18 protein-coding genes are annotated in these 20,815 nt (G+C 71.8%); 8 read left to right on the top strand and 10 right to left on the bottom strand.

The window, feature by feature from the left end; translation table 11 throughout:
* Nucleotides 1–102 precede the first annotated feature (102 nt).
* The 6 genes from purE to ACT3UL_RS08695 form a co-directional block, all read right to left on the bottom strand.
* The gene (gene purE / locus ACT3UL_RS08720) at nucleotides 103–633 is read right to left on the bottom strand and encodes a 5-(carboxyamino)imidazole ribonucleotide mutase (RefSeq protein ID WP_444577857.1); all 531 of its coding nucleotides are present in this window, start codon (nucleotides 631–633) and stop codon (nucleotides 103–105) included.
* Nucleotides 630–1,820 (bottom strand): 5-(carboxyamino)imidazole ribonucleotide synthase, encoded by a 1,191-nt coding sequence (locus ACT3UL_RS08715; protein ID WP_444577989.1) that lies wholly within the window; start codon nucleotides 1,818–1,820, stop codon nucleotides 630–632. The genes purE and ACT3UL_RS08715 overlap by 4 nt, the downstream gene beginning before the upstream one ends.
* Nucleotides 1,821–1,956: 136 nt before the next feature.
* Nucleotides 1,957–3,312 (bottom strand): sensor histidine kinase, encoded by a 1,356-nt coding sequence (locus ACT3UL_RS08710; RefSeq protein ID WP_444577856.1) that lies wholly within the window; start codon nucleotides 3,310–3,312, stop codon nucleotides 1,957–1,959.
* 3 nt (nucleotides 3,313–3,315) lie between these two features.
* Nucleotides 3,316–4,011 (bottom strand): response regulator transcription factor, encoded by a 696-nt coding sequence (locus tag ACT3UL_RS08705; RefSeq protein ID WP_444577855.1) that lies wholly within the window; start codon nucleotides 4,009–4,011, stop codon nucleotides 3,316–3,318.
* A 48-nt stretch (nucleotides 4,012–4,059) separates the two neighbouring features.
* A complete protein-coding gene (locus tag ACT3UL_RS08700; RefSeq protein ID WP_444577854.1) occupies nucleotides 4,060–5,196 on the bottom strand; it encodes an adenylate/guanylate cyclase domain-containing protein in 1,137 nt (378 codons plus the stop codon).
* A 26-nt stretch (nucleotides 5,197–5,222) separates the two neighbouring features.
* On the bottom strand, nucleotides 5,223–6,173 hold the full coding sequence (locus ACT3UL_RS08695) for a biotin--[acetyl-CoA-carboxylase] ligase (protein WP_444577853.1): 951 nt from the start codon (nucleotides 6,171–6,173) through the stop codon (nucleotides 5,223–5,225).
* A gap of 300 nt (nucleotides 6,174–6,473) precedes the next feature.
* Between ACT3UL_RS08695 and ACT3UL_RS08690 the strand changes: the two genes are divergently transcribed.
* The 5 genes from ACT3UL_RS08690 (at nucleotide 6,474) to ACT3UL_RS08670 (ending at nucleotide 12,678) form a co-directional block, all read left to right on the top strand.
* Nucleotides 6,474–8,063 (top strand): acyl-CoA carboxylase subunit beta, encoded by a 1,590-nt coding sequence (locus ACT3UL_RS08690; RefSeq protein ID WP_444577852.1) that lies wholly within the window; start codon nucleotides 6,474–6,476, stop codon nucleotides 8,061–8,063.
* Nucleotides 8,060–8,305, top strand: coding sequence for a hypothetical protein (locus ACT3UL_RS08685; RefSeq protein ID WP_444577851.1), 246 nt, complete (start codon nucleotides 8,060–8,062; stop codon nucleotides 8,303–8,305). Before ACT3UL_RS08690 ends, ACT3UL_RS08685 begins: the two co-directional genes overlap by 4 nt.
* A 72-nt stretch (nucleotides 8,306–8,377) precedes the next feature.
* Nucleotides 8,378–10,057, top strand: a complete 1,680-nt coding sequence (locus ACT3UL_RS08680) for a DUF885 domain-containing protein (protein WP_444577850.1) — start codon at nucleotides 8,378–8,380, stop codon at nucleotides 10,055–10,057.
* A complete protein-coding gene (locus tag ACT3UL_RS08675; protein WP_444577849.1) occupies nucleotides 10,054–10,845 on the top strand; it encodes a Maf family protein in 792 nt (263 codons plus the stop codon). The genes ACT3UL_RS08680 and ACT3UL_RS08675 overlap by 4 nt, the downstream gene beginning before the upstream one ends.
* A gap of 54 nt (nucleotides 10,846–10,899) precedes the next feature.
* The gene (locus ACT3UL_RS08670) at nucleotides 10,900–12,678 is read left to right on the top strand and encodes an acetyl/propionyl/methylcrotonyl-CoA carboxylase subunit alpha (protein ID WP_444577848.1); all 1,779 of its coding nucleotides are present in this window, start codon (nucleotides 10,900–10,902) and stop codon (nucleotides 12,676–12,678) included.
* Between the two features lie 51 nt (nucleotides 12,679–12,729).
* Here ACT3UL_RS08670 and ACT3UL_RS08665 read toward each other — a convergent pair whose 3' ends face one another.
* Nucleotides 12,730–14,208, bottom strand: coding sequence for an NAD(P)H-quinone dehydrogenase (locus ACT3UL_RS08665; protein WP_444577847.1), 1,479 nt, complete (start codon nucleotides 14,206–14,208; stop codon nucleotides 12,730–12,732).
* A 79-nt stretch (nucleotides 14,209–14,287) separates the two neighbouring features.
* Between ACT3UL_RS08665 and ACT3UL_RS08660 the strand changes: the two genes are divergently transcribed.
* The gene (locus ACT3UL_RS08660) at nucleotides 14,288–15,202 is read left to right on the top strand and encodes a purine-nucleoside phosphorylase (protein WP_444577846.1); all 915 of its coding nucleotides are present in this window, start codon (nucleotides 14,288–14,290) and stop codon (nucleotides 15,200–15,202) included.
* Nucleotides 15,202–16,920 (top strand): phospho-sugar mutase, encoded by a 1,719-nt coding sequence (locus ACT3UL_RS08655; protein ID WP_444577988.1) that lies wholly within the window; start codon nucleotides 15,202–15,204, stop codon nucleotides 16,918–16,920. Before ACT3UL_RS08660 ends, ACT3UL_RS08655 begins: the two co-directional genes overlap by 1 nt.
* 132 nt (nucleotides 16,921–17,052) lie before the next feature.
* Here ACT3UL_RS08655 and deoC read toward each other — a convergent pair whose 3' ends face one another.
* Complete coding sequence (gene deoC, locus ACT3UL_RS08650) at nucleotides 17,053–17,718, bottom strand: deoxyribose-phosphate aldolase (RefSeq protein WP_444577845.1); 666 nt, start codon at nucleotides 17,716–17,718, stop codon at nucleotides 17,053–17,055.
* 106 nt (nucleotides 17,719–17,824) lie between these two features.
* Between deoC and ACT3UL_RS08645 the strand changes: the two genes are divergently transcribed.
* Nucleotides 17,825–18,886, top strand: a complete 1,062-nt coding sequence (locus tag ACT3UL_RS08645; RefSeq protein ID WP_444577844.1) for an NUDIX domain-containing protein — start codon at nucleotides 17,825–17,827, stop codon at nucleotides 18,884–18,886.
* Nucleotides 18,887–18,951: 65 nt separating this feature from the next.
* On the opposite strand, the gene ACT3UL_RS08640 is transcribed toward ACT3UL_RS08645, so the two are convergent.
* Together ACT3UL_RS08640 and ACT3UL_RS08635 are read right to left on the bottom strand one after the other, a co-directional pair.
* The gene (locus ACT3UL_RS08640) at nucleotides 18,952–20,280 is read right to left on the bottom strand and encodes a thymidine phosphorylase (protein ID WP_444577843.1); all 1,329 of its coding nucleotides are present in this window, start codon (nucleotides 20,278–20,280) and stop codon (nucleotides 18,952–18,954) included.
* Between the two features lie 80 nt (nucleotides 20,281–20,360).
* Nucleotides 20,361–20,756, bottom strand: coding sequence for a cytidine deaminase (locus ACT3UL_RS08635; RefSeq protein WP_444577987.1), 396 nt, complete (start codon nucleotides 20,754–20,756; stop codon nucleotides 20,361–20,363).
* Between the last annotated feature and the right edge of the window lie 59 nt (nucleotides 20,757–20,815).

Raw genomic sequence — 20,815 nt, 5'->3', positions numbered from 1 at the left:
CACCGGAACGGCACCTGGCCTTCTCCTCGTCGGCATCTCGTCGTCGAGGTCCTGTCACTATCGGCCGGAGTCAGCAGCGTCTCGGCTCAGCGACTCAGCGACTCAGCGTGAGGAGCGCAGAGTCTCGCCCTTGCGGATCGCGATCTCCCGCAGCTCGGTCTGGAAGTCGACCATCTTCTCGCGCAGCGCCACGGCCTCGACATCGCTGCCGGCGCCCAGGATCCGGGCCGCCAGCAGTCCGGCGTTGCGTGCCCCGCCGATCGAGACCGTCGCCACCGGGACCCCGGCGGGCATCTGCACGATGGACAGCAGGGAGTCGATGCCGTCGAGATGCTTGAGCGGCACGGGGACACCGATCACGGGCAGCGGGGTGAGCGAGGCGAGCATGCCGGGCAGGTGCGCGGCGCCGCCGGCCCCGGCGATCACCACGCGCAGCCCTCGCTCCGCGGCGGAGCGGCCCCAGGTGATCATGTCCTCGGGCATCCGGTGGGCCGAGATCACATCGACCTCGGCGTCGATCCCGAACTCGGCGAGCGCCTCCTCGGCGGCCTTCATGACCGGGTAGTCGGAGTCGGACCCCATGACGATGCCCACCAGGGGGCGGGGCGTGCTCGTGGTCGTCGTCCCGGTCATCGGGTCTCCTTCGTCGGTCCTGCCGGGTCGGCGGATGTGGATGCAGAGGCGGGGGCGTGGGCGGAGGCAGAGGCAGAGGCAGAGGCAGAGGCAGAGGCAGAGGCAGAGGCGTCGATGATGAGGTGCTCGGCGCGGTGGGCGCGCTCGAGGAGCTCCTCGGCGTCCTGGCCCACGAGCGTGACGTGGCCGATCTTCCGACCGGGACGCACCGCCTTCCCGTACAGGTGGACCTTCAGCTCCGGGTCGGCAGCGAGAGCGGCATGGACCCCGGGGGCGAGATCGGTGGCGGTTCCGCCGAGCAGGTTCACCATCACCGCGACCGGGGCGACCGCGGCGGTCGAGCCCAGCGGGAGGTCGGCGACGGCCCGCAGGTGCTGCTCGAACTGGCCGGTCACCGCGCCGTCCATGGACCAGTGTCCGGTGTTGTGGGGGCGCATGGCGAGCTCGTTGACGCTGACCTCGCCGTCCGCGGTCTCGAACAGCTCGACGGCGAGCATGCCCACCACGTCGAGGTCCTCGGCGATCGCGAGCGCGAGGGCCTGGATGCGCTCCTGGGCGGCGTCGTCGAGCCCGGCGGCGGGTGCCACGACCTCGTAGCAGACCCCGTCCTTCTGGACCGAGTGCACGACGGGATAGGCGACAGCCGCTCCCCCGGGCCGGCGGGCCACCTGGGCGGAGAGCTCGCGGGTGAAGGGCACGAGCTCCTCGGCGAGGAGGTCGCCGTGCTCCGCGAACCAGTCCTCGACCTCCGCGGCGTCCTCGACGACCCGTACGCCATGGGCGTCGTACCCTCCGCGCGGGGTCTTGACCACGAGGCGACCGGCGGCATCACCCAGCGCGGTGGCGAGCTCCTCGCGGGAACGGACCCGCCACCAGCGCGGGCAGGGATGGCCCAGCGCCGTGAGACGCTCCCGCATGACCAGCTTGTCCTGGGCATGGACGAGTGCCGCGGGGCCGGGTCGCACGGCCGCGAGACCCTGGTCCTGGATCTCCTGGAGGATCTCGGTCGGCACGTGCTCGTGGTCGAAGGTGATCACGTCGGCCTCGTCGGCGAGGGCCTGGACGGCCTCGGCGTCGTCGTGGCGACCCAGCAGCACCTGACCGGCGACCGCCGCGGCGCTCTCCGCCGGATCGGTGGCGAGCACCGGTGCGGCCAGGCCCAGCTCGATCGCGGGGCCCAGCATCATGCGGGCCAGCTGGCCTGCCCCGATGATGCCCACGCGACGCGCTCCGTGGCTCGAGTGCACGTCGTGGGCCGGATCGGGGGCGTCGGAAGGCGGGAGGGGCTGCGAAGTCTCGGACACGGCGGTCAGTGTACGAGGATCAGGCGCGCGAGCGCGGACGGCGCCGGACCACGGACCCCTGGGGCAGGGTCCCGAGGTCGTCCACGTCTCCGGAGTGCTCCCCGTCCCCGTCGGAGTCGTCCTCTCCCGGAGCGGAGATCAGGAACACGCCGAACTTCGCGGGGTCCTCGGTGAGCAGCTCGAGCCGCCCGCCGTCGTCCTCGACGAGGGTGCGGGCGAGCGCCAGCCCCACACCGGTACCGGAGGAGCTGCGCCCGGAGACGGAGCGTTCGAAGATGCGGGTGCCGAGATCAGGGTCGATCCCGCCGCCCTCATCGGTCACCTCGATGACGGTGGAATGGTCGTTGCGGCGCACCTTCACGGTGGTGCGGCCGCCCCCGTGCATGAGGGCGTTCTCGATGAGCGTGGCGATGGCCTGGGTGAGGGGACCTGTCGATCCCCAGACGGCAGCGCTGCGCGGCACCTGGATGCGCAGCTCGCGCTGGGCCCGGCGGTAGGCCGGGGACCATTCCTCGCTCTGCTGGGTGAGCACGGCGCGCAGCTCGACGACGCCGGGCGTGCGGCGCGCGGAGGAGCGGGGGGCGTTGATGAGGTCGTGGACCACCTCGGTCAGGCGGTCGATCTGCTCGAGCGAGATACGGGCCTCCTCGCGCACCCATTCCTCGGAGCTGGTCGCCAGGATCTCGTCCAGGCGCATCGAGAGGGCGGTCAGCGGTGTGCGCAGCTGGTGCGAGGCGTCCGAGGCGAGCTGGCTCTCGGCCTCCAGGCGCTCGGTGAGCATCGCGCCGGAGCGGATGAGCTCCTCGGCGACGTCGTCGATCTCGGAGATCCCCGAGGTGTTCCACGGTCCGCGGGCCCGCCCCGAGCCCATCTCCTCGGCACGCCGGTTCAACCGGGCCAGGGGCATGGAGATCCGTTGGGCCTGCCAGAGGGCGACGGAGGCGCCGATCGACAGGGCGGCAAGACCGGCGACGACGAGCAGCACCCAGGCGCTGGCCGTATGGGCGCGCACATCGGACTTGGGGATGTTCACGACGATCTGCTGCTGCTCGGACCCGTAGGCGGAGACGGACTGCGGATCAGGGCCGGGCGCCTCCCCGGCGGAGACGACCTTGCCGTCCTGGAGGGTCACGACGATCTGGATGTTCAGGTCCGTCTGCTGATCCACGATCGCCTGCAGCATCGCCGGGTCGAGGGGCACATCGTCCGCCAGCGGGGCATCGGTCGCGACCCGCGCCTGGTCAAGGATCAGGTTGGCCTGCGCGGTGAGCCTCTGCCCGGCGAGCTGCAGCCAGGACCAGCCCAGCGGGATGCCCAGCAGCAGCACGACGAGGACCACGGTGATGATCGTGGCCTGCAGCACCCGTTGCCACACGCGTCAGTTCTCCGCGCCGGTCTCGAACCGGAAACCGACACCCCTCACGGTGGTGATGCGGCGCGGGTTCGTGGCGTCGTCGCCGAGCTTCCGGCGCAGCCAGGAGATGTGCATGTCCAGGGTCTTCGTGGACCCCCACCATTCTGCGCCCCAGACCTCGCGCATGAGGTCGTCGCGCGTGACGACGCTGCCCGACTCGCGCACCAGCACTGTCAGCAGGTCGTACTCCTTGGCGGAGAGGCTGAGCTCCTCGCCGTCGACGTAGGCACGCCGAGCGGCGACGTCCAGGGAGACCCCGTTGACGTCGAAGGCGTCCCCGGACTCCTCCACGGCCTGCGAGCGCCGCATGAGGGCCCGGATGCGGGCCTGCAGCTCCCCGAGACGGAACGGCTTGGTGACGTAGTCGTCGGCCCCGGCATCGAGACCCACCACGGCGTCGACCTCGTCGGCGCGTGCGGTGAGGATCAGGATCGGCGATTCGAGCCCGCCCTTGCGCAGACGCCGAGCCACCTCGAGTCCGTCCAGGTCGGGCAGCCCGAGATCGAGGATGACCATGTCGATCGGATCGGGCCCGGCGGCGATCGCGAGCGCATCCATGCCCCGCGACGCACGCGTGACGGTGTAGCCCTCCCTGTCCAGGGCGCGGGAGAGTGGTTCAGCGATGGCCGAGTCGTCCTCGACGAGAAGCAGTCGTGTCACGATTTCCATCCTACGTCGCGATGGGTGGCGGGCCGGTCGGCCCTCTCCTCACAGTCCCAGGTCCAGCGGTGCCGACCGGTCACGGCGCATCTCCTGCACCCTCACCGATCCGATGCCGTGGAGGTCGACGTCCTCACCCTCCGAGATGCTGAAACCTCCCGGGAGCGCGAGGCCGATCGCGGCGGCCGTCTCGGAATCGACCATCACGGAGCCGGGGCGGGCCACGGATTCCATGCGGGCGGCGAGATTGACCTTGGGACCGAAGACATCACCGTACCGGGAGAACATGGACCCCCAGGACAGGCCCACCCGCACCGGAGGAAGACCCTGGTCGGAGCAGATCGTCTCGGCGAGGCTGACGGCGATCTGCGCACCGTCCTCGGGCGTGTCCGCCAGGAACATGATCTCGTCGCCGACCGTCTTGACCACGCGGCCTCCGCCGACGGAGATGACATCGCGCCCCACGGCTTCGAACCGCCCGACCACGTCGGCGAGCTCGGCGCCGGAGAGGTCCTGGGCGAGGCGGGTGAACTGCACGAGGTCGGCGAAGCCGACGGCACGCTGCAGCGGGAACAGCTCGTCGGTGTCCTGATGGAGCACCTCGGAGCCGGCCCGGGCCGCATAGGCCGCCATCTGCCGGCGGAACGCGAACATGACCTGGGATTCGAGGGTCTCGAGGAGCTCGGGGACGGAGTCGAGCATCTGCTGGCGGGCATCGGCGTCGTCCGCACCGTCGGCATGCTTCGCCTCGTCGACCAGCGCCTCGGTGATCCACATGGCGAGCCGGCCCATGTGGAAGCCCAGTCCCCGGGTGATGCTCGCGAAGGCCCGCTCCGAGAGCACGCCGTCCTCGACGATCGCCGCGAGGTCGCCGATGGAGTAGGCATCCTCCTCGGTGAACACGACGGTGTCCTCGTCGACCGGAGTGAAGCCGAGCGAGCGCCAGTAGACGGAGGTCAGCCGCTCGGGAATGTCCTGCTGCTGGGCCAGATCGCGCCGCGAGTACTTCCGCGGGCCCTGCAGCAGCACTTTCTCGAGGGCGGCGACGCTGCGTCGCACCTCGGCGAACCGCCGGTTCAGCTCCAGGATGTCGCGATCGTCGAGAGGGGTCTGCACGAGGTCGGGTGACTCCTCCGGCGGCACACCGCTCTCCCCGGACGACGGGGTCCCGTCCGAGGAAGTCATGCGCTCCAGGTCTTCGGTACCGCCGGTCACGTGCTGTGATCCTCCTGTTCGACGCCGCGATCGGCGTCTCTCGTCGGCCGAGCGGGTCCGCCCGGCCTCACATGCTTCACATCGCCGACATCGACGGCCACCGGCCCGTCGGCCCGGGGATCGCCCGGGTCGATCATCAACCGGCCCCGTCCGTCGATCCCCACTGCGGTTCCGACCAGCGCGGGCGGCGTCGCACCGCCCGTGCTCGTCTCCCCCAGCGGATCGACCCGCACGAGCTGCCCCACTGTGAGGCACGTCATAGTGTAACGGTGCTCAGTGCCTGCCGTCACCGCGTCCCCGTCCGTGGACTCCAGTGCGGCGAGCTCGCTGCTGAGGGACCGGATGATCGCCTCCGCGATCCGGTCCCCCAGGTCCTCGATCCGCTCAGGGCGTCGGGTCGCGCCCGGCGCGCAGGGACCCTCACCATCACGGATCCCTGCCTCGCCGAGCAGCCAGGCGGCTCCGGGGACGGCGGTGCCGTCACCATCCTGCACCGGACCGCGGAGATTGATCCCGATGCCGATCAGCACTCCCTGCGCGCCCCGGCCTTCGACGAGGATCCCACCGAGCTTGCGCCCGTCCGCGGTCTGCAGGTCGTTGGGCCATTTGAGGCCGATCCCGACCCTGCTCGCCCCAGCTGCCCCGCTCGCCCCGCTCGCACCGGTGACCTCGCCCGTCCCGAGAACGTCGACTGCTCCGAGGACCTCGTCGATCGCGGAGACGGCGGCCAGTCCGGCCACGAGCGGCATCCAGGTGCGCTGCGAGGGCGCGAGTCCGGTGCTGTGGGCGTAGGTGAGATAGACGTTGCCGCCGTCGGGGCTGACGAATCGGCGCCCCAGCCGCCCGCGGCCGGCCTGCTGCCGCCGCGCCGTGACCGCGAAGGGAGCCTTCTCGCCGGCGTCGAGCCGCCTCCCGGCCTCGTCCTGCGTGGAGGTCACCTCGCCCATCCGGTGGATCGGCGTGACGTGCTGGGCAGACGGAGCGTGCGGAGCGGAGTTCGCCGCAGTGGGCCTCAGGTATGCGGGAGCCACGGGCCGCGGGCCGATACCCGCTGAGTCCTCTGCCGCGTCTTCTGCCACGCGTGATCTCCCTCCTGGAGCAGATGTCCGGTGCCGCTGCGCCGTCCGCGACGGGACATGTCACTCCATGCCGGGTCGGGTCGGCCCTCGTCGGCACGTCGTAGCGTAGTATCCCGGTGTTCATCTCCCCGTATTCTTGGCGGCCTGAAGGCTGCCTCAGGAGGCTCCGTGACCGACGCCCCGCGGCCGCTCACCACCGCTCAGCGACTTGAAGACCTTCGCGAGCGCGACGCCGCGGCGGTCTCCGCAGCGGATGAGATCGCAGTCCAGAAGCAGCATGCGCGAGGCAAGAAGACTGCTCGCGAGCGCATCACCGACCTCCTCGACGACGGCTCCTTCTCGGAGACCGATCGCTTCGTGAAGCATCAGGCGAGCAACTTCGGCATCGACCGCAAGCGCCCTGCCGGCGACGGGATCGTCACCGGCTACGGCACGATCGACGGCCGGCAGGTCTGCGTCTACTCCCAGGACTTCACCGTCTTCGGCGGGTCCCTCGGCGAGGCCCACGGCCGCAAGATCCAGAAGATCCAGGATCTCGCGCTGAGCACGGGCGTGCCGATCATCGCCATCCTCGACGGCGGCGGCGCCCGCATCCAGGAGGGCGTGGCCTCACTCGCCATGTTCGCCGGCATCATGCGGCGCAACACCCGCGCCTCGGGCGTCATCCCCCAGATCGCCCTGATCATGGGCCCGGCCGCCGGCGGTGCGGTGTACTCCCCCGCACTGTCCGACATCATCGTGATGGTCGAGAAGACCTCCCACATGTTCATCACCGGTCCCGACGTGATCCGCACCGTGACCGGCGAGGACGTCGGCTTCGAGGAGCTCGGCGGTGCCCGCACGCACACCTCCCGCTCGGGCGTGGCCCACTACATGGCCCCCGACGAGGGCGAGGCCATCGAGTACGTCAAGGATCTTTTGAGCTATCTGCCGGCGAACACGCTGAGCCCGGCGCCGTCCTTCCCGGTGCTCCTCGAGGAGAGCCGGACACCGCAGGACACGGCACTGGACACCCTCGTGCCGGATTCCCCGAACCAGCCCTACGACATGCTCACCGTGCTCCGCACGGTCCTGGACGACGAGGAGTTCCTCGAGGTCCAGCCGCTCTTCGCCCGCAACATCCTGGTGGGCTTCGGCCGGGTCGAGGGACACAGCGTCGGCATCGTCGCCAATCAGCCCTCGCACCTCGCGGGCACCCTCGACATCGACGCCTCCGAGAAGGCGGCCCGGTTCGTGCGTCTGTGCGACGCCAACAACATCCCGGTCCTGACCTTCGTGGACGTGCCCGGCTTCCTGCCCGGCACCGACCAGGAGTTCGGCGGCATCATCCGTCGCGGGGCGAAGCTGCTGTACGCCTACGCCGAGGCGACCGTGCCGCTGGTCACCGTCATCACGCGCAAGGCCTACGGCGGTGCGTACATCGTCATGGGATCCAAGGATCTCGGGGCGGACATCAACCTGGCCTGGCCGACCGCGCAGATCGCGGTCATGGGCTCGCAGGGTGCGGTCAACATCCTGCATCGCGGGGACCTGCGCCAGGTCGCCGAGCAGGGCGGGGACGTCGCGGCCGAGCGCACCAGGTTCGAGGCCGAGTACGACGAGCAGTTCGCGACCCCGTACACCGCGGCCGAGCGCGGCTGGATCGATAACGTGATCCAGCCGGCCGACACCCGCATCGAGGTGGCCCGGGCGCTGCGTGCACTGCGCACCAAGCGGGACACCCTGCCCACCAAGAAGCACGGGAACATCCCGCTGTGAGCACGCCGCACACGGACGTCCAGCTCGTCCAGGGCCGGCTCGCGGCGGACGAGCTCGCCGCGATCGCCGTGGTGGTCTCGGCGATGAGCGTCACCAGCCGTCTGGAGGCCGACGAGCGCGCCCTCGCGGAGGGTCGCGGCGGCGGGCCCAGCGCCTGGAACGGCCCTGTGCACAGCCATCCCCGCGCCCACGCCCTGCGCGGTCACGCCTCCCCCACGGCCTGGCAGTTCGCCGACCGCTGAGCGGTGGCCGCCGGCCGTCGAGCACAGCGCCGGTCTTCGCCTGGTGCGTCGTGCGCCACTAGACTCGCGGACATGCCCGAGACCCCCTCTCCCCAGCCCGCGCGCACGGCGTCCGCCCTGGACCGCCTCGCCGACGACTACGTCGATCTCAGCGTCCGACTGGACCCGTTCCTGGCCACCGAGCTCGGCATCGCCGGGCACGACACCGAGGTCACCGACTACTCCCCGGAGGCGGTGTCGGCACGGACCGACGCGGCGCGCGACCTGCTGGCCTCGCTCTCGACCGTCCTCGACGAGGACGACACCGACGCCGTCACCCGCGCCGCGCTGACCGAGCGCCTCGGCCTCGAGATCGAACGCGCCGAGCGGCGCCTGGACATCGCGACCGTCAACAATCTCGCCTCCCCGCTGCAGTCCCGCGATGTGCTCGATCAGATGCCCACCGACACCGCCGACGACTGGCAGGTGATCGCCCAGCGCCTGGACGCGATGCCCGGGTCGCTGTCCAGCTGGGCGCAGTCCCTCCGGGAGGCTGCGGACCACGGGGTGGTCTCCGCCCGCCGCCAGCTGCTGCTCGGCGCCGAGCAGGCCCGTGGATTCGCGGCGAAGGACGGGTTCTTCGCGGAGTTCGCCGCCCAGGCGCAGGGCGACGACGCCCAGCGCGACCGGGTCGCCGCGGCGGCCCGCACCGCGGCCGACGGCTATCTCTCCCTCGCCGAGGAGCTGACCTCCCTGGTCCAGCGCGCCCCGGAGGCCGATGCCGTGGGCCGCGACGCCTACCTCCTGTCCTCGCGCACCTTCCTGGGCACCGAGATCGATGTCGACGAGACCTACGCCTGGGGCATCGACGAGCTCCGCGCGGTCGTCGCCGAGCAGGAGGAGGTCGCGCGACGGATCAACGACCGCCACGGCAACGGCGGCGGGAGCTCGGTCGAGGCCGCGAAGGAGAGCCTGAACAGCGACCCGGCCCGGATCCTGCACGGGACCGAGGCGCTGCGCAGCTGGATGCAGGAGCTCAGCGATCGCGCCATCGAGGAGCTCGCCGGCACCCACTTCGACATCCCCGATCCGCTGCGTCGATTGGAATGCCGCATCGCCCGCACCGGTTCAGGCGGCATCTACTACACCGGCCCCAGCGAGGACCTCACGCGGCCCGGCCGCATGTGGTGGGACGTTCCGGCGACCACCACCGAGTTCCACACCTGGTTGGAGACCACGACGGTCTACCACGAGGGCGTCCCCGGCCATCACCTGCAGGTCGGCACCCAGACCATGCAGGCCTCCACTCTGAACCGCTGGCGCGCGATGATGTGCTGGGTCTCCGGGCACGGCGAGGGCTGGGCCCTGTACGCCGAGCGTCTGATGGACCAGCTCGGGTATCTCTCGGACGACGGGGACCGGCTCGGCATGCTCGATGCGCAGCGCCTGCGAGCTGGTCGAGTCGTGCTCGACATCGGTCTCCACGTCGGCCTGCCGATGCCGGAGGGTCTCGCCGGATCCGCCGGCGGCGACTGGACCTATGACACCGCCTGGGACTTCATGACCGCCCACTGGGGAGTCACCGAGGCGGAGCGCCGCTTCGAGCTGAACCGCTACCTGGGCTGGCCCGGTCAGGCGCCGTCCTACAAGATCGGCCAGCGGGTCTGGGAACAGCTGCGCGAGCAGTCCGTCCAGCCCGCCCGCGAATTCCACCGTCGGGCCCTCGAGCTGGGGAGCCTGCCGCTGTCCGTCCTCGAAGGAGCCCTGTCATGACGACCCCGGAGAAGAACACCGCTGAGCAGTACACCACGGAGCAGGTCTCCGAGCAGCCGTCCCCCGACCACGATCCGCTGCTCCTGCTCGCCTCGGCCTCGGCCGGCCGCCGCGCCACGCTGCGCGCCGCCCGGATCGAGCACGGCACCCTCCCGGTGGACCTGGACGAGGACGCGATCCTGGCGGCCGCCCGCGAGCGGGCCGCCGCCACCGGGGCCCCGGAGGACGCCCTGACGCCGGCCGACGAGGTGCTCCTGCTGGCCCGCGAGAAAGCCGTGGCGGCGACGTCCCGCAGCGACGGCGGCTATGTGGTCCTCGGCTGCGACTCGATGCTCGAGCTCGACGGCGAGGTGATCGGCAAGCCGCACACGTCGGAGCGGGCCATCGCCCGCTGGCAGGCGATGCGCGGGCGCTCCGGCATCCTGCACTCCGGTCACTGGCTGGTCGACGACCGCGACGAGGAGGACGGCGGCACCGGAGCCACCTTCGGCGCCACGGCGAGCTGCGAGGTCACCTTCGCCCAGCTGTCCGACGAGGAGATCGAGGCGTACGTCGCCACCGGCGAGCCGCTCGGCGTGGCCGGTGGATTCACGATCGACGGTCTGGCGGGCCCCTTCATCGAGGGCGTCTCCGGGGACCCTCATGCCGTGGTCGGCCTGTCCCTGCCGCTGCTGCGCCGCCTGCTGGGAGAGATCGGGGTCGGCATCCATGAGCTGTGGGACTCCGCACTGCCCACGGCTGCAGCGACCGACTCACCAGGCACCATGCCCGACCCTGCGTCCGCCTGAGCGCACTCGGTACTAGACTCGGCCACTGCTGACTCCCGGAAGGAACCCTCCCTCATGCCCGCACGCTCTTCCAAGCCCCGCCCGCTGTCCACGGTGCTGATCGCCAACCGTGGAGAGATCGCGGTGCGGATCGCTCGGGCCTGCCGGGACGCCGGGCTGCGCTCCGTGGCCGTGTACGCCGACCCCGATCGCGATGCGCTGCATACCCAGATCGCCGATGAGGCCTATGCCCTCGGCGGCACCACCGCCGCGAGCTCCTACCTGGTCGTCGACAAGATCCTGGACATCGCGAAGCGCTCCGGCGCCGACGCGATCCACCCCGGCTACGGCTTCCTCTCCGAGCGCTCCGACTTCGCCCAGGCCGTCACCGACGCCGGGCTCACCTGGATCGGGCCGCCCCCGTCGGCCATCGAGAAGCTCGGCGACAAGGTCTCGGCGCGGCACATCGCGCAGAAGGCCGGGGCACCGCTGGTGGCCGGCACCAAGGATCCCGTCCAGAACTCCGACGAGGTCGTCGACTTCGCCCGGGAGAATGGTCTGCCGATCGCCATCAAGGCGGCATTCGGAGGCGGCGGTCGCGGCCTGAAGGTCGCCCGCGAGGAGTCCGAGGTGCGCGAGCTGTTCGATTCCGCGGTCCGCGAGGCGGTCTCCGCCTTCGGACGCGGTGAGTGCTTCGTGGAGCGCTACCTCGACTCGCCCCGGCACGTCGAGACCCAGTGCCTGGCGGACATGCACGGCAACGTCCAGGTCGTCTCCACCCGTGACTGCTCGCTCCAGCGCCGCCACCAGAAGCTCGTCGAGGAGGCGCCCGCGCCCTTCCTCACCGCTCAGCAGAACGCGCAGCTGGTGTCCTCCTCGAAGGCGATCCTCCGCGAGGCCGGGTACATCGGCGCCGGCACCTGCGAGTTCCTGGTCGGAATCGACGGCACCATCTCGTTCCTCGAGGTCAACACCCGCCTCCAGGTCGAGCACACGATCACCGAGGAGGTCGCCGGCGTGGACCTGGTGCGCGAGCAGCTGCGCATCGCGGCGGGCGGCACCATCAGCTCCGAGGACCCGGCCTCGCGCGGCCACTCCTTCGAGTTCCGCATCAACGGCGAGGATCCGGGCCGCGGCTTCATGCCGGCCCCCGGCCGCATCCACCGGTACGAGCTGCCCTCGGGTCCCGGCGTGCGCGTCGACTCCGGTGTGCGCGCGGGCGACGAGATCTCCGGAGCCTTCGACTCGATGCTCGCCAAGCTCATCGTCACCGGGGCCACCCGCCAGGAGGCGCTCGAGCGCTCCCGTCGGGCCCTCGCCGAGTTCCGCGTCGAGGGGATCCCCACGGTGATCCCCTTCCACCGCGCCGTCGTCGCCGATCCTGCCTTCGCCCCGGAGGATCCGGAGGAGCCGTTCACGGTCCACACCCGCTGGATCGAGACCGAGTTCGACAACGACCTCCCCGCAGCCCCGCTGCCGTCGCAGCCCGAAGAGGCTGAGGACCGTGAGGCCGTCGTGGTCGAGGTCGACGGCCGCCGGGTCGAGATCAGCCTCCCCGCCTCGCTGCGTGCACCGCAGGCCGCCGTGCGCTCGCGCCGCAAACGCCAGCACAAGTCCGTCGGGGAGTCCGCGGCCAACGGCAACGCGGTCACCGCCCCCATGCAGGGGACCATCGTGAAGGTGGTCGCCGAGGAGGGCCAGAGCGTCTCCGACGGCGACCTGCTCGTCGTGCTCGAGGCCATGAAGATGGAGCAGCCGATCACCGCGCACCGCTCCGGCGTCCTCAAGGGGCTCGGTGCCGAGATCGGGGCGACGGTCTCCGCGGGCGCCGTGCTCTGCTCCATCGAGGACTGACCTCGACCCGACCCGGCAGCGGACGGCGCCTCAGCCGGTGCCGGACCGGCCTCAGTCGGTGCCGGTCTGGCTCGCCCGTCGCGCCACCTCGGCCAAGGACCCCGTGAGCGAGGGGTACACGGTGAACGTCCCGGCGACCTGCTCGGCCGTGAGCCGGTGGGCGACAGCGAGCGTGTACGGCAGGATCAGCTCGCTCGCCCGCGGGGCCACCACCACGGCGCCCATCACGGTGTGCGACCCGGAGCGCACGATGAGCTTCACGAAGCCCTCGCTCAGCCCCTGCATCTTGGCGCGCGGGTTGGTGTCCAGCCCCAGCACGAGCACCTCGCCGGAGAGGACCCCGTCGGCGACGTCCTGCTCGCTCACGCCCACCACCGCGATCTCCGGGCTGGTGAAGATCGCCGAGGACACCTGCGCGGAGATCAGCGGGGAGACCGCATCGCCGAGCGCGTGATGCATGGCGATGCGCCCCTGCATCGCGGCCACCGAGGCGAGCGGGTACACCCCGGTGCAGTCACCGGCGGCGTAGATGCCCCGCACGCTGGTGCGGGAGACGCGGTCGGTGTCGATGTGACCGCTGTCCTTCACCCGAACCCCGGCCTGCTCGAGGCCGAGATCCCCGGTCCAGGGGATCCCGCCCAGCGCCATCAGCACGTGGCTGCCGGCGATCTCCTCCCCCGAGGTGAGGGTGACGACCACCCCGTCCTCGGTGCGGTGCGCGGACGCGGCGCGGGTTCGTGAGCGCACCGTGACGCCGCGGCGGGCGAAGGCCTCCTCGAGCACGTCGGCAGCGTCGCCGTCGGTGCCCGGCAGCACCTTCTCCCGGGACGAGACCAGTGTGACCTCGCTGCCCAGGGCACGGTAGGCGCTCGCGAACTCGGCGCCGGTGACCCCGGAGCCGACGACGATCAGGTGCTCAGGCAGCTCCTCGAGGGTGTAGAGCTGGGTCCAGTTCAGGATCCGCTCCCCGTCGCAGGGGGCGGAGTCCAGCTCGCGGGGTCGGGCACCGACGGCGAGCAGGATCACGTCCGCCTCGCAGGCCGGATCGAGCACGGCGGCGTCCTCCCCCGCGCCGTCCCGGATCTCGACGGTCGAGGGTCCCCGCAGGTGGCCGCGGCCCTCGATCACGCGCACCCCTGCCTCGCGCAGGGAGGCGCGGACGTCCTCGGACTGCGCGGTCGCGAGCCGCTGGACCCGGGCGTTGACGGCCGCGAGGTCGACGGTCAGGGCTCCGGTGCCCGGGGCCGAGCCGTCGTCGGCCTGGCGGATGCCGAGCTCCTGGGAGGTGGCGACCTGGTCGAGGACATCGGCGGTGGCGATGAGGGTCTTGGAGGGGACGACATCGGTGATCACTGCGGCACCGCCGAGCCCCCGGTCCTCGATCAGCACGGTGTCGGCGCCGTGGCGGGCGGCGGTCAGGGCGGCCTCGTAGCCGCCCGGGCCGCCGCCGATGATCACGACCCGCGTGCGGTCACCGGCACGGGTCACTCGATGGGGGTCCGACGGAAGGGCAGTGCTGGGATCGCTCACGTCTCCATTGTGTCTCAGAAGGCTCGACGGGGGCCCGGTTCCGGTGTTGTGCCGGGGCTCGCTGCGTTACCTTCGATCCATGACTGAAACCGCCTCTGACCCGTACCTGCTCGCCCGCGACGCCGCCGCCGCGATCGCCGAGGCCAGCGGGGTGGCCACCCATGATCTCGCCCTGGTGCTCGGGTCCGGCTGGGCCGGCGCCGCGGACCTGCTCGGGGAGACCGTCTGGCAGGCCGACGCCACCACGATCCCGGGATTCCGCCCGCCGGCCGTCGCCGGCCACATCGGCACGCTCCGTTCGATCCGCGTGGAGGGCAGCGGTGCCCGGGCGCTCGTCCTGGGTGCCCGCACCCACTTCTATGAGGGAGCCGGGGTGGGCGCCGTGGTGCACGGCGTGCGCACCGCCGCGGCCACCGGTGCTCGCACGATGGTGCTGACCAACGGCTGCGGCGGCATCGACCCGTCCTGGACCCCCGGCACCCCGGTGCTGATCAGCGACCAGATCAACTTCACCGGTGCCACTCCCCTGTCGGGCGCGAACTTCGTGGACCTCACCGATCTGTACACCCCGGCGCTGCGCGACATCGCCCGGGAGGTCGACCCGTCTCTCGACGAGGGCGTCTACATGCAGTTCCAAGGGCCGACGTACGAGACCCCGGCCGAGGTGCGGATGGCCCGGACCATCGGGGCCCACCTCGTCGGCATGTCCACTGCGCTCGAGGCGATCGCCGCCCGCGAGGCCGGGATGGACGTGCTCGGGATCTCCCTGGTCACGAACCTCGCTGCGGGGATCAGCGCCCAGGCCCTCAGCCATGAGGAGGTCCTCGAGGCGGGCCGGGACGCGGGCCCACGCATCTCGGCGCTGCTCGCCGAGACCGTCCGCCGCATCACCGGCGGCGCCGCCTCCTCGGACTCGTCGGATTCCTCCAGCACATCGGATTCCTCCAGCACGTCGGATTCCTCGGACCCGTCGGCCTCCGGGGCGCAGGCATGATGACCGCGCTGGATCCTGCTCTGCGCGAGCGCGGCGAGGCCTGGCTCACGGACGATCCGGATCCGGCGACGCGCTCCGCGCTCACCTCGCTGCTCGAGCAGGCCGCCTCCGGGGGGGAGCCCGCGATCGACGAGATCACGGATGCCTTCTCCGGGGACCTGGAGTTCGGCACGGCCGGTCTGCGCGGACGGATGGGGCCCGGTCCGAACCGGATGAACCTCGCTGTGGTCTCACGCGCCGCCCGGGGCCTCGCCGACCATCTCCTGGGCGACCTCGGACTCGCGGAGCCCCTCGTGGTGATCGGGTACGACGCCCGCTACAACTCGCAGGACTTCGCACGACGCTCCGCCGCGATCATGACGTCGGCCGGCTGCCGCGTGCAGCTGCTGGAGCGCTCCGGCCCCACGCCGCTGGTCGCCTTCGGCGTGCGACATCTGGGCGCCGACGCCGGGATCGTCGTCACGGCGAGTCACAACCCGCCGGCCGACAACGGCTACAAGGTGTATCTCGGGGGCCGGGCCCAGGAGTCCGACGGACAGGGCGTCCAGATCGTGCCGCCCTCGGACGGGCAGATCGCCGAGCGCATCGCCGCCGTCGGCCCCGTGCTGGACATCCCGGTGGCCGACGCCGGCTGGGAGCCGCTGGGTGAGCAGCTGCGCGAGGACTATCTCGCGGCGATCTGCACCCTCCCCGATCTCGACGGGCCGCGGGATGTGCGGATCGTGCACACCGCGATGCATGGCGTGGGCACCGAGACGGCGCTCGCGGCGCTGCACCGCAGCGGCTTCGCCGAGGTGCACACGGTCGCCAAGCAGGCCGATCCTGACCCGGACTTCCCCACGGTCGCCTTCCCCAACCCCGAGGAGCCCGGGGCGATCGATCTGGCGCTCGAGCTGGCCCGCACCGTCGAGGCCGACGTGGTGATCGCGAACGATCCCGACGCCGATCGCTGCGCCGCCGCCGTGCTCGACCCGCATCTGGGCGACTGGCGGATGCTCAGCGGTGACGAGCTGGGAGTTCTGCTCGGCGACCATCTGATCCGTCGGCACGGCTACCGCGGGGCCTTCGCCCGCTCGATCGTCTCCAGCCGCTGGCTGGGAAAGGTCGCCGAGGCTGCCGGAGTGGACTCCCCCACCACGCTGACGGGCTTCAAGTGGATCGCCCGTGCCCCCGGCATCGTCTTCGGCTACGAGGAGGCGATCGGCTACTGCGTGCTGCCCGAGGTGGTGCGCGACAAGGACGGCCTCTCCGCAGGACTGATGGTCGCGGAGATGGCGGCGCTCGCGAAGGCGGAAGGCACCACGCTGATCGGCCGGCTCGACGAGCTCGCCGCGGCGCACGGACTGTACGCGACCTCGCAGCTTTCCATCCGGGTGGAGGACCTCGCCGAGATCCCGGCCATGATGCAGCAGCTGCGCTCCGCGCCGCCCGCACACCTGCTGGGCTCCGACGTCGTCACCACCCAGGACCTCTCCGAGGGATCCGTGGCCAGCACCGGCCTGCCGCCCACGGAGGGGATGCTGCTGCTCAGCGCGGAGGACACCCGCGTGGTGGTGCGTCCCTCGGGCACCGAACCGAAGCTCAAGTGCTATCTGGAGGTCGTCCAGGACGTTCCCGCGGGTACGTCCGCCACGGAGACGGCAGAGATCCGCCGACGCTCCGACGAGCGCCTGGCGCAGCTGAAGGACGAGCTGCGCGTGGTGCTCGGGCAGGCCTGACAAGGCACGTTCCCGGCCGATGTCGCCTGCTCCGGAGCACGCTGGAATCTGCGCGCTCCGGAGCAGGGAGCTGAGAGGGAGCCGGTCCGCACCGCGGTGATGGGCTCCCCGGAGCATTCGGGCCCTGCGGACTCAGTACCCGGTGCCGCTGCCGCCCTCGAGGATGGCCTTCGAGGAGGACAGGCCCAGGCGGCTGGCACCAGCGGCGACCATCGCCTCGGCGGCCTCGCGGGTGCGGATCCCGCCGGAGGCCTTCACCCCGAGGCGGTCGCCCACGGTGGCGCGCATCAACTGCACGGCGTGCTCGCTCGCTCCACCGGCGGGGTGGAAGCCCGTGGAGGTCTTCACGAAGTCGGCGCCGGCACGCTCGGCGGCCTCGCACACGCCGACGATCTGCTCGTCCTCCAACGCGGCGGATTCGATGATCACCTTGAGCACGACAGGCGTCGGGGCGGCCTCGCGCACGGCGCGGATCTCGTCCTCGACGGCGGCGAAGTCCCCGGAGCGGGCGAGGCCCACGTTCAGGACCATGTCGACCTCGTCGGCGCCCTTGGCCACGGAGTCCGCGGCCTCGGCGGCCTTGATCGCCGGGGCGTGCTGGCCCGACGGGAAGCCGCACACGGTGGCGACCTTGACCGTGGTCTCCACGGGGAGCATCGACGGGGAGACGCAGATCGAGTAGGTGCCGAGCTCCTCGGCCTCGCGGGCGAGCGCGTCGACCTCCGCGCGGGTGGCCTCGGGCTTGAGGAGCGTGTGATCGATGAGGGGTGCGAGCTGTGCGCGATCGAGAGTGGTCATGGAGAGATCTTCCCACGAGCGGCTTCCTGAGGAGACCATCACACGAACGCCGCGATGCCTGCGAGGCAGGCCTCTGCGCTCCCCCGAGCGCCTAGAATCGACGGTCGTGACCATCGCGCCAGCCCTGCCCCGCACGCCGCGCCGCATCGTCCTGCTCGCCGGCCCGTCGGGAAGCGGCAAGGGCGTCATGTCGCGCCGATCCGGACTGCCCGTCCTCGGGCTCGACGAGTTCTACCGCGAGCACGATGATCCCGGCCTCCCCCACCGCTTCGGCATCGTGGACTGGGACGATCCCGCCTCCTGGAACGCCGGCGCGGCCCTCGAGGCGCTGACGGCCCTCGCCCACGACGGCGCCGCCGAGGTCCCCGAGTACTCGATCTCCGCCTCGCGCCGCACCGGGACCACGCGACTCGTGGCCGGGGACGCGCCGCTGATCATCGCCGAGGGCATCTTCGCCGCCGAGCTGATCGCCCCGCTCGCGGCGGCCGGACTGCTGGCCGACGCCATCGTGCTGCACCGCCCCACTCCGGTCGTCTTCGCCCTGCGCCTCGTGAGGGACCTGCGCCAGAACCGCAAGCCACCGCTGACGCTGCTGCGCCGGGGATGGGGGCTCGCCCGGGATCAGCGCGCCGATCTCGACGGCTGGGCCCGCGCCGGGATGCGCCCCGAGGGTCTGCACGCCGGGACCCGGTGGCTGCACCGCCTCACGGGCGTCGCGGACTGCGAGCAGCGGCACGCCCACCCCTCACGTTCCGGGGACGTCCTGCGGATCACGGCGGTGTGCTTCCTGCGCGAGGGAGAGCACGGCACCGAGGTGCTGGCGGTGCGCAAGCGAGGCACCGGCTCTTATATGCAGGTCGGTGGCAAGCTCGAGCCGGGCGAGAGCGCCCTGGAGGCGGCGATCCGCGAGGTCGCCGAGGAGATCGGCGTGACGCTGGCTCCCGCGGACCTCGCACCGCTCGGCGACTTCGAGGCGGTCGCCGCGAACGAGCCGAACACGATGGTGCGCTCGACGGTGTTCACTTCCCGCATCCCGCTGCCCGAGCCGCTCGTGGTGCAGGCCGAGCTCGCCGATCATCGCTGGGTGCGGATCGACGAGCCCGGCACCGGCGCCCGGCTGGCCCCGCTCATGGTCGAGCACATCCTGCCGGCACTCCGCGCGCTGTAGGCCTGGGCCCAGAGAGCTCAGTTCCCAGCGGCCGGCGCGTCGGGCCCAGAGCCCAGTTGATGCGCTCAGGCGATGCGGTCCATCACGATCTTCCGCGCCGGCACCGCGGTGCCGGCGGCGGCGAGGGTCCAGGAGCCGTCGATCGACTCGAGCGCCCGAGGCATCCGCTCCGCGGTGTCGGTGTGCAGACGGGCCAGGACGTCGCCGGCCTTCACCTCGTCGCCGATGTGCGCCTCGATCTCCACACCGGCGGCGGCCTGCACGGCCTCCCCCGGGCGGGAGCGGCCGGCACCCAGGCGCCAGGCGGCCACGCCCACGCCCATCGCGTCGAGCCCGGTGACGACCCCGTCCTCGGTGGCCCGGAGCTCCTCGACGTGCTGCGCGACCGGAAGCGGGGCGTCGACGTCACCGCCCTGGGCGGAGATCATCGCGCGCCAGGAGTCCATCGCCCGGCCGTCGGCCAGTGCGGCCTCCACATCGGCGTCGTGCACCCCTGCCGCATCCAGCATCTCGCGAGCCAGGGCGCAGGTGAGCTCCACGACGTCCGCCGGGCCGCCGCCGGCGAGCACCTCGAGGGACTCGCGCACCTCGAGACCATTCCCGGCGGTGCGGCCGAGCGGTGCGGACATGTCGGTCAGCAGCGCGACGGTGTGCACCCCGGCGTCGGTGCCGAGCTCCACCATGGTGCGCGCGAGCTCGCGCGCATCCGCCTCGTCCTTCATGAAGGCGCCGGCGCCGGTCTTGACGTCCAGGGTCAGCGCGGCGGTGCCCTCGGCGATCTTCTTGGACATGATCGAGCTGGCGATCAGCGGGATCGCCTCGACGGTCCCGGTGATGTCGCGCAGGGCGTAGAGCTTCTTGTCGGCCGGGGCGAGGCCCGAGCCGGCGGCGCAGATCACCGCGCCGGCGCTCTCGAGCTGGGCCATCATCTCGGCGTTGCTGAGGTCCGCGCGCCACCCGGGGATCGCCTCGAGCTTGTCGAGCGTGCCGCCGGTGTGGCCCAGCCCTCGCCCGGACAGCTGCGGCACAGCCACCCCGAAGCTCGCCACCAGGGGTGCCAGCGGCAGGGTGATCTTGTCGCCCACGCCGCCGGTGGAGTGCTTGTCCGTCGTCGGCTTCGAGAGCGCCTGGAAGTCCATCCGCTCGCCGCTGGCGATCATCGCGTGGGTCCAGCGGGCGATCTCCGACCGCTCCATCCCGCGCAGGAAGATCGCCATCGCGAGCGCCGCCATCTGCTGCTCGGCGACCACGCCGCGGGTGTAGGCGTCGATCACCCAGTCGATCTGGCCGTCAGCGAGCGCCTGGCCGTCGCGCTTGGTGCGGATGACGTCGACGACGTCGAAGGGCTCCACGGCGGGCGAGGTTCCGGTCGAGCCGGTGGATGCAGTGGTCATGGGAGGTCTCCTGGGGTCGCGGGGTCGGCGGATCGTCGTGTCGGTGGTGGTCTCGGTGCCATGTGGCACGGACGGTCTGCTCACATCTGGAGGTCGGAGGGGCCGAAGGCCTGGGGCAGCACCTGCGCCATGGTTCGCGGGCCCTCGGGGGTGAGGACCACGAGGTCCTCGGCGGCGTGCTCGGACAGCAGCTGCCGGCAGCGCCCGCAGGGCATCACCACGGCGCGCTCCTCGCGAGAAAGGTGCTCGTCCCCGCCCACGCAGACGAAGCGCGAGAGGCGCCCGCCGCCCCCGGCGACGAGCTCGCTGATCATGCCGCACTCCGCGCAGAGCGTGACGCCGTAACCGGCGTTCTCCACGTTGCAGCCCCGCACCAGCCGGCCGTCGGTCGTGAGGCCGGCCGCGCCCACCCGGAAGCGCGAGTACGGTGCGTAGGCGTGCTCGGCGACCTCGCGGGCCGCGGCGAGCAGCTCCATGAAGTCGGCGTCGACCTCTTCGACGGTTCCCGTCCCGACGGCGCACCCATCGACGCCGT

It is taken from the genome of Brachybacterium sp. 107, from assembly GCF_052379725.1.
Lineage (GTDB): Bacteria > Actinomycetota > Actinomycetes > Actinomycetales > Dermabacteraceae > Brachybacterium.
Note: the sequence above shows the minus strand (reverse complement) of the source record. Positions and strands in the feature narration are given on the sequence as shown.

Bases quoted from the DNA above. Each gene is read 5' to 3' on its own strand.
- purE (WP_444577857.1), bottom strand. From the start codon at position 633: ATGACCGGGACGACGACCACGAGCACGCCCCGCCCCCTGGTGGGCATC.
- ACT3UL_RS08655 (WP_444577988.1), top strand. From the start codon at position 15,202: ATGACCGCGCTGGATCCTGCTCTGCGCGAGCGCGGCGAGGCCTGGCTC.
- ACT3UL_RS08695 (WP_444577853.1), bottom strand. From the start codon at position 6,173: ATGGGCGAGGTGACCTCCACGCAGGACGAGGCCGGGAGGCGGCTCGAC.
- ACT3UL_RS08700 (WP_444577854.1), bottom strand. From the start codon at position 5,196: ATGACTTCCTCGGACGGGACCCCGTCGTCCGGGGAGAGCGGTGTGCCG.
- ACT3UL_RS08640 (WP_444577843.1), bottom strand. From the start codon at position 20,280: ATGACCACTGCATCCACCGGCTCGACCGGAACCTCGCCCGCCGTGGAG.
- ACT3UL_RS08660 (WP_444577846.1), top strand. From the start codon at position 14,288: ATGACTGAAACCGCCTCTGACCCGTACCTGCTCGCCCGCGACGCCGCC.
- ACT3UL_RS08670 (WP_444577848.1), top strand. From the start codon at position 10,900: ATGCCCGCACGCTCTTCCAAGCCCCGCCCGCTGTCCACGGTGCTGATC.
- ACT3UL_RS08635 (WP_444577987.1), bottom strand. From the start codon at position 20,756: ATGGAGCTGCTCGCCGCGGCCCGCGAGGTCGCCGAGCACGCCTACGCA.
- deoC (WP_444577845.1), bottom strand. From the start codon at position 17,718: ATGACCACTCTCGATCGCGCACAGCTCGCACCCCTCATCGATCACACG.
- ACT3UL_RS08675 (WP_444577849.1), top strand. From the start codon at position 10,054: ATGACGACCCCGGAGAAGAACACCGCTGAGCAGTACACCACGGAGCAG.
- ACT3UL_RS08715 (WP_444577989.1), bottom strand. From the start codon at position 1,820: ATGATGCTGGGCCCCGCGATCGAGCTGGGCCTGGCCGCACCGGTGCTC.
- ACT3UL_RS08680 (WP_444577850.1), top strand. From the start codon at position 8,378: ATGCCCGAGACCCCCTCTCCCCAGCCCGCGCGCACGGCGTCCGCCCTG.